General features: G+C 59.1%; 6 protein-coding genes. 4 read left to right on the top strand and 2 right to left on the bottom strand.

Annotated elements, in window-relative coordinates; translation table 11 throughout:
• Positions 1–472 precede the first annotated feature (472 nt).
• Entirely contained in the window at positions 473–1,336 is an 864-nt protein-coding gene (locus tag VAE57_RS17350; RefSeq protein ID WP_322823091.1) for an NAD(P)-dependent oxidoreductase, read from the bottom strand.
• A complete protein-coding gene (locus VAE57_RS17345; RefSeq protein WP_322823090.1) occupies positions 1,333–2,688 on the bottom strand; it encodes an NAD(P)H-dependent oxidoreductase in 1,356 nt (451 codons plus the stop codon). Before VAE57_RS17345 ends, VAE57_RS17350 begins: the two co-directional genes overlap by 4 nt.
• A gap of 93 nt (positions 2,689–2,781) precedes the next feature.
• Here VAE57_RS17345 and VAE57_RS17340 point away from each other — a divergent pair, with 93 nt between their 5' ends.
• The 4 genes from VAE57_RS17340 (at position 2,782) to VAE57_RS17325 (ending at position 9,445) form a co-directional block, all read left to right on the top strand.
• The gene (locus tag VAE57_RS17340; RefSeq protein ID WP_322823089.1) at positions 2,782–3,984 is read left to right on the top strand and encodes a hypothetical protein; all 1,203 of its coding nucleotides are present in this window, start codon (positions 2,782–2,784) and stop codon (positions 3,982–3,984) included.
• Positions 3,956–4,876, top strand: coding sequence for a DUF58 domain-containing protein (locus VAE57_RS17335; RefSeq protein ID WP_322823088.1), 921 nt, complete (start codon positions 3,956–3,958; stop codon positions 4,874–4,876). Before VAE57_RS17340 ends, VAE57_RS17335 begins: the two co-directional genes overlap by 29 nt.
• Before the next feature lie 181 nt (positions 4,877–5,057).
• A complete protein-coding gene (locus tag VAE57_RS17330) occupies positions 5,058–6,911 on the top strand; it encodes a VWA domain-containing protein (protein ID WP_322823087.1) in 1,854 nt (617 codons plus the stop codon).
• Positions 6,908–9,445, top strand: a complete 2,538-nt coding sequence (locus VAE57_RS17325; protein ID WP_322823086.1) for a VWA domain-containing protein — start codon at positions 6,908–6,910, stop codon at positions 9,443–9,445. The genes VAE57_RS17330 and VAE57_RS17325 overlap by 4 nt, the downstream gene beginning before the upstream one ends.
• Positions 9,446–9,459 lie beyond the last annotated feature (14 nt).

Raw genomic sequence — 9,459 nt, 5'->3', positions numbered from 1 at the left:
GAGATAGGAGGTAGAAGGTAGGAGCGAGGAGAGAGATGATGGGGGAGGGGAGAGTGGGGAAGGGGTTGCCTGAACCCCTCACCATTCCCCTGGCTCTCGCCCCTCTCCCAGTGGGGGAGGTGTGGACGACAGTACAATCGAGTACATCGCCTATCGCATCAGGAAACGTCGACGTAGCTCTTAATGCACCCCTCTCCCGCAGCGCGGGAGAGGGGCCGGTAGTGAGGGCGACAATGAAATAGTCAGATGAATGCAGATCACCAATAAGAGCATATGGCTATGCGATCCTACAGCCAATTGTGCCTGGAGGATTGGGATGTGGGTGAAGACTCAGCGGATGGGTGTTCTGTCGCGGGCCGGCGTCCCGCGCTCCCAACGTCCAGGGTGAGCTGGACACTTGCCGACAACACTGCCCGCATCCGTTTCACCTCGCCTGCCATCCTTTAATCTCCTACCGCCTATTTCCTATCTCCTACTTCCTACTTCCTTCTACGTGCCTCTGATCTAACAGGATGTGCAGGGCTGAATGATCCAGTTCACCCAGGCCGCGCTCGACGAGTGTTTCGTAGCGTGTGATGGTGTCATTCAGGTGTGGTAAAGCAATGCCTGCTGCCGACGCCATTGCGGCGGCCATGCGCAGGTCTTTGAGCTGGGTGGTTACCTTGCCGCCAGGGGTGTAGCGCCGGGCTGCCATGCGCTGGCCGTGGATCTGGAGTACTTTTGAGTCGGCAAAACCACCGGCCAATGCTGTCCGCAACAGGGCTGGGTCGATCCCATAGGCTTCGGCCAGGACCGTCGCCTCGGCAACAGCCTGGATAGTCAATCCGACGATAAGCTGGTTAATGACTTTCACCGTATGTCCGGCCCCCGGCGGGCCGACGTGCGTTGGGCACCCCAATGCACGTAAGATCGGCTCTGCCCGTGCAACATCACTGGCCGTGCCGCCAACCATGATGGCCAGCGTTCCGGTAGCCGCACCCTCTGGCCCGCCTGAAACAGGAGCATCAACCCATCCGATGCCGCGATCTGCCAGGGTTGTGGCGTGGGTCTGGGAATGGCGTGGGTCGGAGCTGCCCATGTCGATGATTAATTGCCCCTCGCGCAAGAGCGGGTCAAGCCGGCTTAAGAGTTCAGCAACTGCCGCTGAGTCGCTGAGCATCAGGATGAGGGTGTCAGCCTGAGCCGCTTCAGCCAGTGTTGCTGCCAGTGGTATCCCTTCAGTGAGCGCGGGGTCGAGTGGTGAACGATTCCAGCCGGTAACGCTGAAGCCGGCGTTGAGCAGTGTGCGCACCATTGGCCGTCCCATCAAACCCAGGCCGAGCAGTGCAATCTTCATTGGCTTGTCTCCGTCAGCATAGTACGCTCCATCAGACGCCGCAGGCGTACTGTGGGATGATTGGTCTCGTAGGCAACATCGTCCCAGCGCACGACCGCACCGGCAGGGATGGGGCGCAGGGTGCGAATGTTGTGGGCCAGGCCAATCGGGAGTGCCCCCAGCGCAACCGAGTCGGCTGCCGGCATCAGTTTGCCGTAGACGGTATAGCCACCTTCGCCATCAAGTGTCTCACCTTCGGCCAGATCGCGCTTGGCAACTGCGACCACGTCGCCGAGAAATGCCTGTGGGTAGCCGGTTGGTTCTTGCCGTAAGCCGACCCGCAACACAGAAATTGGTAATTCCAGCCCAATGAGGTGGGATGGCCGATACAGGGCACAGTACGTACCGCTGGCGTCGGTCACCAGACCGTATTCAGCAAAACAGCGGCGCACGTAGTCGTCAGGGGCGGCGAAGACGACGTAAACGCCCCAGCGCAGATCACGAAACACCGGACGTCCATCACGCTCTAATGATGAGACAACCTCGACTGTTCCTGCATGCGAGAGTTGCCCACCAGCTTCACGGGGACGTAAGACGTGTGGGAGATCGTCCACGCCACATGGTGGAAATGCCAGGCCGTGCGGTTGTGGACGCAGCAGGCAGGCATTCGCGACAGCCGCCATCTCAATCGCCGATTTGGTACCGTCGAGGAATGAGTTGAACATCTGGGGGTTCATCCCACCTGCGGCAGCCTGCCCGGCACTGAGGCCGTAGTACTGCCAGACCGTTTCCGGTGTGCTCTGATGATAGTGTGGCAGATAACGGGTTCCCTTGCCGGCGCAGATCACCTCGAATCCACATGCCCGTGCCCATTCGACCTGTTCGGCAATTAAAGCCGGCTGATCGCCGTAGGCCAGTGAGTAGACCACGCCTGCCTCGGCGGCACGGCGGGCAAGGAATGGCCCCAGGAGGGCATCGGCTTCAACATTGACCATAACGATGTGGCGGTGGTGCTCAATCGCGAGCAAACAATGGGCCACACCGGCTGCCGGTGCGCCGGTTGCTTCAACAATGACCTCAATCCCCTCTGCCGCAATCAGAGCAGGCGCGTCATCGCCAATAAAGGTCGTGCCGTGTTGCAGAGCGGCGGCTAGCGATGGAGCGGCATACTGCTCCTCTGGCCAACCGGCGCGCTCTAATGCCAGCCGCGCCCGTTCTGGCGCCAGGTCTGCGACGCCGACGACGTGTAGTCCCTTCACCCGTCGAGCCTGGGCCAGAAACATGGTGCCAAATTTGCCGGCACCAATCAGACCTACCCGTAACGGTCGCCCTTCCGCAACACGACGGGCCAGGAGCGAGTGTAGATCGTTCATATTCTCCTCATCATCTGCTACGTAGCCGGTATTTTTGCCAGACATTCATCGGTACGTCATATTTTACTCGATAGATTGTGGTACACTGCCAGTATGCAGGAACAATTAACCAGACAACTTCGTCGCCTGAGTGCGCAGCGCTGGCGGCAGTATACAATTGAACAACTGATACGTTCGCTCAGTATCGGGCTGCTTGTCGCGTGCATTGGTGCCGCGATGCCGGTGTTTGGCTTTGCCCTGTTACCAAAGTCTCTGTTTGGCTGGATCATTGTCGGTAGTACGATGGTTGGCTGTCTGCGGGCGCTGAAGTTCCGGCTGACGCCGACAACAGCCGCCCGTCGCCTTGATCGGCGGTTTGGTTTGCAAGAGCAATTGAGCACGGCTCTGGAACTGCAAGGCGCTCAAGTAGGGGTTGCTAGTCGGTTGCAGGAACAGGCGCAAGAGAGTGTACAGCGCGTGCAAAGGTATCTCAGCCGATCACGTCAGCCGATCTGGTCAGAGGCCCTCACGCCGGTCGCATTACTGTTGATGCTCACAGGCTTACTGATGATCGTTACCCCGCCAATTCCAGCCGTTGGTGAAGCGGAACCGTTGCCCGATCTTCTTCAGCCTGATCCCATTGCCACGCGACCTGATCCTGTTCCTACTGAATCAACTCTCTCGCCGGGATCAAGTAGTGATCTGGACGTAATTTCAGCACTGGCCGATGCCTTGCGCGATCAGGCATTGACTCGCCCGGCAGCAGAGGCTCTCGATCAGGGTGATCTTGCCGGGGCGGCTGATGTCCTGCGCGAACTGGCCGATCAGATGGGAGAGATTTCACCGGCAGCTCGTGAAGCATTGGCCGAGGCGCTGCGCGAAGCAGCCCGTGCAATTGACCGGACTCGTCCCGATCTGGCCGATCAATTGCGGGCTACTGCCGATGCACTTCAGTACGGCGATAGTGTTGCCGGTGCGACCGGTATGGATGCGCTTGCCGATGCACTTGAGCGTCAGCCAACGGCGCCAGTTGCTGGCGGTGGTGGTGGGGTTGGGAATACGCCGGGGAGCCAGCGCCGCGAGCAGTCGTTTAACCCGTCTGGGGTTGATGGTACGCCGTTAGAGCTGACCACTGATGGTAGTGGTCAGGTGCCGACAACCGGCACGTCTGCTGAACAATCAACCGGTGCTGCAACGGGTGAACTGGTGATCCGTCCGGGTGGTGCCAATGCCGGCAGTCCGGTACAGGCAGCCGCTGATCCGCTCCAGATTCCTACGGATGTGCGCGATGTGGTTCGCAACTATTTTTCGCCGTAAATCAGACAATCCGCCACCACCTTTGTTCGACGAAGCCTTTCTGCGTCGGCTGGAACGGCTGAGTCTGCAAGTGCAGCGCACGCTGCGCGGCACGCCAATTATTGGTCGTTATCCCGGTCGGCAACCGATGCCGGCAACTATTTTTAGTGATCATCGCCCCTACACGCCCGGTGATGATCTCAGGTATCTTGACTGGCATGTCTACGCTCGCCAGGAACATCTGCTGGTGCGTTTGGGTGAAACTGAACAGGATGTGGCGGTTGGGCTGATCCTTGATACCTCCCGTAGTATGGTGACCGGCGATCCGGAACGGTTGCGGCGGGCAATTCAGTTGACCGGTGCCATGGGTTATCTGGCATTGGCCCATGGTGATCGAGTGACGGTCTTGACCGGCGATCAACTGCAGCCACTCTTTGGCCCGGCACGTGGCAAAATGCGGGTGGTTGAACTCTTCAAGGTGCTGCGTGATCTGGCACCGACCCGTCGCATCGATATAGAGCAGGCAGCTCGCCAGATAGCGCAACATCATCCCAGGGGCGGTCTGGTGTTGTTGCTGTCCGATCTGCTCACCCCGCTGCCGATTGAGCGACTGAACCAGATGTTACCTGCACCGCGCTGGCAGGTTATGGTAGTACACCTGTTGAGTAACACCGATCTGAACCCGAATCTTTACGGGCCGCTGGAGCTGGTTGATAGTGAAACCGGTGATCAGTTGGTTGTTGATCTTGATGAGGCAACAGTGGCAGCCTATCGTGCCGCAGTACAGCATTGGCGTACATCGATTGCTCAGCACTGCTCTGCCCGTGGTTTGCATTATGCACCGGTATTGACCGATTGGGTGCTGGAACGGCAAATAATCCCGTTTTTGCGCATCCGTCGCTTTCTGACCTGATGTTGGCCAGGCGGGTTTGCCGGTGCACAGAGTAACGGTAACGGTTGGTATGGGTTATGCAAATCCGATATTGAGCATCGCCAGTCGTGATTCTGTGCAGGGCGGTTGCACTCTGCGCGGACGCCCGTGATAACGATGTGTCACATGTACCAGGCTTTGAGCCTGGCAATGCAGGAGATCCATGACGCTACTTGCTCCATTGGGGTTACTCGCCCTGCTTGCACTGCCGGTGATTGTGATCTTGCATCTGATCCAATCACGGCGGCGGCGGGTAGAAGTGCCTTCCCTGCTCCTCTGGCAACAACTGCCATTACAGCCCATAGCTCGTCGCCGGCGCCGGCTACGCCTGACACTCTTGCTCTTCTTACATCTGTTGGCCGCATTTCTGATCGGCATGGCTCTTGCCCAACCACACATAACCTGGCCGTGGCTCAGTTCGCCACGCAATCTCGCCATCATCATTGATACGTCGACCAGCATGGCGCTGGTTGAAGATGGTGGGAGTCGGCTGGATCAAGCTCGTCAAAAGGCAACAACGTTGATTGGGCAAATGCGAGGTTCTGATCAGGTGATATTGATCAGTGCCGGCCCGCAGGCGCGTCTGATCGACCGGGGGCAGGTTGCTGATAGAGAGCGATTACTCGCTGCCCTTGCTGCATTGCGTATTGAAGGTGCCGGGAGTGACGTCACCGGCGCACTGACTATTGCCGAGACGTTTCTGATCGATCAAGCGGGGGGCGAGGTTGTGCTGTTGACCGATGGGGCATTGCCACCACCCGACTTCACAGGAGCACGACTGCCCATCCGGGTCGAGGTGTTGGGTACCGTGCAGGCAAATCGTGCGGTCGTGACCCTGGCTGTGCAACCGGGTTCAGCGAACGAAGTTCATATCTACGCCCGGTTGCTGAACGCCGGTGATCGCTTCTTCCGTGGCCCGGTTCGGCTCTGGCTCGACGATCAGAACAGCCTGACCGAAACAGTGACCATGCAGGCAGGTGCCACGCTCGAATTGACCTGGACACTTCCCGGCCCGGCCCGTCAGGTACGGTTAGAGATTGCCGGTAACGATGGCTTACCACTTGACGATACTGCCACGGTGGTGATGAATAATCAACAACCGGTTCGAGTCCTCTTGGTTGGCAGTGACGTTGAGGCGCTTACGCGCGCACTGCAAGCGATGCCGGATGTAACTTTGACGACAATCTCATCAGCAACATATAATCCCGATCAGGCTCCACTGGCCGATGTTACCGTTTTGGTGAACACGCTGCCGTCGCGCTGGCCGGAGGGTGGGGTGCTGGTTATCAATCCGCCTGCCGGATCGCTGCTGGCGGTTCAGGGCCGGGCACTGGCTGAAGCAACCGTGACGCTGACCCCTGCCGGTGAAACGCTGCTACACGATATTAATCTGAGCGGTGTGAACTGGGGGTCAGTCGTGCTTGGTAATCCGCCCGACTGGTTAACGCCGTTGGCCTTCAGTGGCAATCATCCGCTTATCCTGCGGGGCCGTTTTGAGCGCAGTGATGTCGCGGTCTGGAACTTTGATCTGACCGATCATCCCATCACCAGACGCCTGGCGTTTCCGTTGCTGGTGGCCCGTACCATCCGTGATCTGGCACCGCCCGCGTTGCCAACGGCAATGACGCTTGGCACACCGCTCATCTACGCGACCGATCTACGGACGACTGACCTGGAAGTGCGCCATCCAGCCGGTGATCGTGATGTGATGGCCATCCAACCGGTGTTGCCCGTCGCGTTGGAACCGTCACAAGCCGGGCTTTACCAGGTGCGTGAGCTGTCTGGCAGGCAGGTGCTGCGCGAGGCGCAGATTCCGGTGAACGCCGGTTCGCTGATCGAGTCTGATGTGACGCCACGGATTGACAATATCGCCGTTGGCCCGACATTCGCGCCGATGCCGGCTACACGCACTCCTGTCTCCCAGCCTGTGTGGTCGTGGCTGGTGATCGCGGCTATCGGCATCCTGGTCGCAGAATGGCTCTATATTCAGCGTAGACCAATCCAGGAGGGACGATGATCTGGCAAGCACCGCATATGTTCTGGCTTCTCCTGGTGCTGCCGGCGCTGCTGCTCATCTGGCGTCGTGCCGGCAACCGTCTGCCCTGGAGCGTGGTTGGGATGCGCCTGGCAATTGTCGCGTTGCTGGTTGGTGCCCTGGCCGATCCTATCCGCCCGTTATCCGGTGCACCACTCGCCGGCCCGCTGATCGTGCTCTACGATCAATCCGATAGCCTGACACCTGCCGGGCAGGCGGCTATTCGCGCCGAAGCCGAAGCGATTGCCGCTGCTGCTGGCCCGGAAACCCGGCTGCTCGCGTTCGGGGCTAATGTGGTGGCAGGTGGTGATCGGCTCCCCGATGGTGAGGGTAGTGATCTGGCCGCAGCCATCGCCGCCGTTCGCCATCTGCTCCCCGGTGGCGGGAGGGTCATTTTGATCAGTGATGGTCAGACAACGGGTGGTGATGTTCTAATTGCTGCGCAACAGGCTGCTCAGGCTGGTATTCGGATCGATGTGCGCTTTGTCTCGCCACCAGCGGTTTCCGAAGTGGCAGTGACGCGCTTCGCTGCGCCTGCGTTTGTGCGCAGTGGGGAAACCTTTGAACTGCGCATTGCTACGTTTTACCAGTCACCGGTCAGTAGTGACGCGCTGGCCGCCCGGTTACGGGTATGGGCGAACGATCAACTGCTCGGTGAAGAACCGATCTTTATTCCTTCCGGTTCCTACGAATTTGTCGCCACTCACACCGCTACCGAACCGGGTGTTATCCGTCTGCGCACCGAGCTTGTGCCCGATGGGAATGACACGTTTTCGGCCAACAATGTCGCCGGTGCAACCACGCTGGTCATGCCGCCGCCAACCATCTTGCTGATTGAAGGTAACAGTAATGAAGGTGCTGTCCTCGCCGATGCGTTACGTCAGGCCGGCATGGTGATCGAACGCAGCAGCGCCGCTGAACTGCCGGCCAATCTCGATCTGCTTACTCGCTTTGATGGCTTCGTGCTGGTCAATGTCCCAACCTCCCGGCTCTCATTCGAGCAGATGGTTGCCCTGCGCGAGGTGGTACGCAGCGAGGGTAAAGGCTTGACCGTGATCGGTGGTAATCAGTCTTTTACCCTTGGCGGGTATGCCGAAACCCCTCTCGCCGATGCACTGCCACTGTTGATGACACCACCGCCACGACCACAGCGAGCACCGGTCTCGCTCCTGTTCATTATTGACCGTTCGGCCAGTATGAGTGCTACCTTCGGGATTAGCAAATTTGATATGGCCAAAGAGGCAGCCATTCTTGCGCTGACGACTATGCAACCAGGTGATCGGATTGGTGTCCTGGCCTTCGATACCGAAACCATCTGGACGGTACCGTTCCGCACGGTTGGCGAGGGTGTTTCGCTTGCTGAGTTGCAAGACCAGATCGCGACAATGTCGCTTGGTGGTGGAACGAATATCGAACGTGCCCTTTCGGTTGGCTTACCGGCACTGGCAAACGAACCGCACAGTACACGCCATGCAGTATTACTGACTGATGGTCGTAGTTACAGCAACAACTACGTGCGCTACCAGCAACTGGTAGAGACTGCGCGCGCTGCCCAGATAACGCTCTCGACGATTGCCATTGGCAGTGACTCTGACACTGAACTGCTCAATCAGTTGGCCAGTTGGGGGAACGGCCGTTATTACTATGTTGCCGACGCGACCGATCTCCCGCGGATCACGTTTCAAGAGAGCGAGATTGCAACCGCTGAACTCACCGTCGAGCAACCGGTACCGGTGATCTTGCATCAGCCTCACCCCCTGGTACGAAACCTCAATCCGCGTGACCTCCCGCCGCTTGACGGATACATTGCCCTCCAGCCACGTGCTGAAGCCTCACTGGTGCTGAAAAGTCCTGCGGAAGACCCGCTGCTGGCGGTCTGGCAGTATGGGCTGGGGCGTAGCGTCGCCTGGGCGGCGAGTGTAACTTCACCGTGGGCAGGTTCCTGGCCGGGTTGGTCAGGCTACGAGCAATTCTGGGCGCAGATCGTGCAGTATACGCTACCAACCCCCGATAGCGGCCCGCTGCAGGTGCGGGTTGAAACAATGAACGGTCGTACCCGCCTGGTCGTCGATGCTCGCTCAGCCGGAGGGAAACCGATAGACCTGGCCCAGGTCACCGCCCGCATGACCTTTCCTAACGGAAACGAGCAGAGCATCAATCTGATCCAGGTCGCGCCGGGGCAATACGCTCGCGATCTCTCGTTTACAAGCGCTGGCCCCTATGCGATCACGGTGGCCCTCTTCGCCAACGGGCAGACGTTACAACGCAGCATCGGGTACGTTCAACCACCCCCGGCAGAGTATACATTCCCGCCACCACAGGCATTACAGGGTGAGCGTTTGCTGGAACAGATCGCCACCCTGACCGGTGGAAGTATAGAAGTTGATCTGCCTGCGACCGCACCGGCGGCTCGCGCAACTGGCGACGTGGTAGCGCTCTGGCCATACCTCGCCGGACTGTCACTCCTGCTCTGGCTGGTCGAGATTGCTCTGCGCAGAAATCGCCTGCTGGTGTAGGGCGGCTGGTACAC

The organism is Chloroflexus sp. (assembly GCF_034434295.1).
In the GTDB taxonomy this organism is placed as follows: Bacteria; Chloroflexota; Chloroflexia; order Chloroflexales; family Chloroflexaceae; genus Chloroflexus.
Note: the sequence above shows the minus strand (reverse complement) of the source record. Positions and strands in the feature narration are given on the sequence as shown.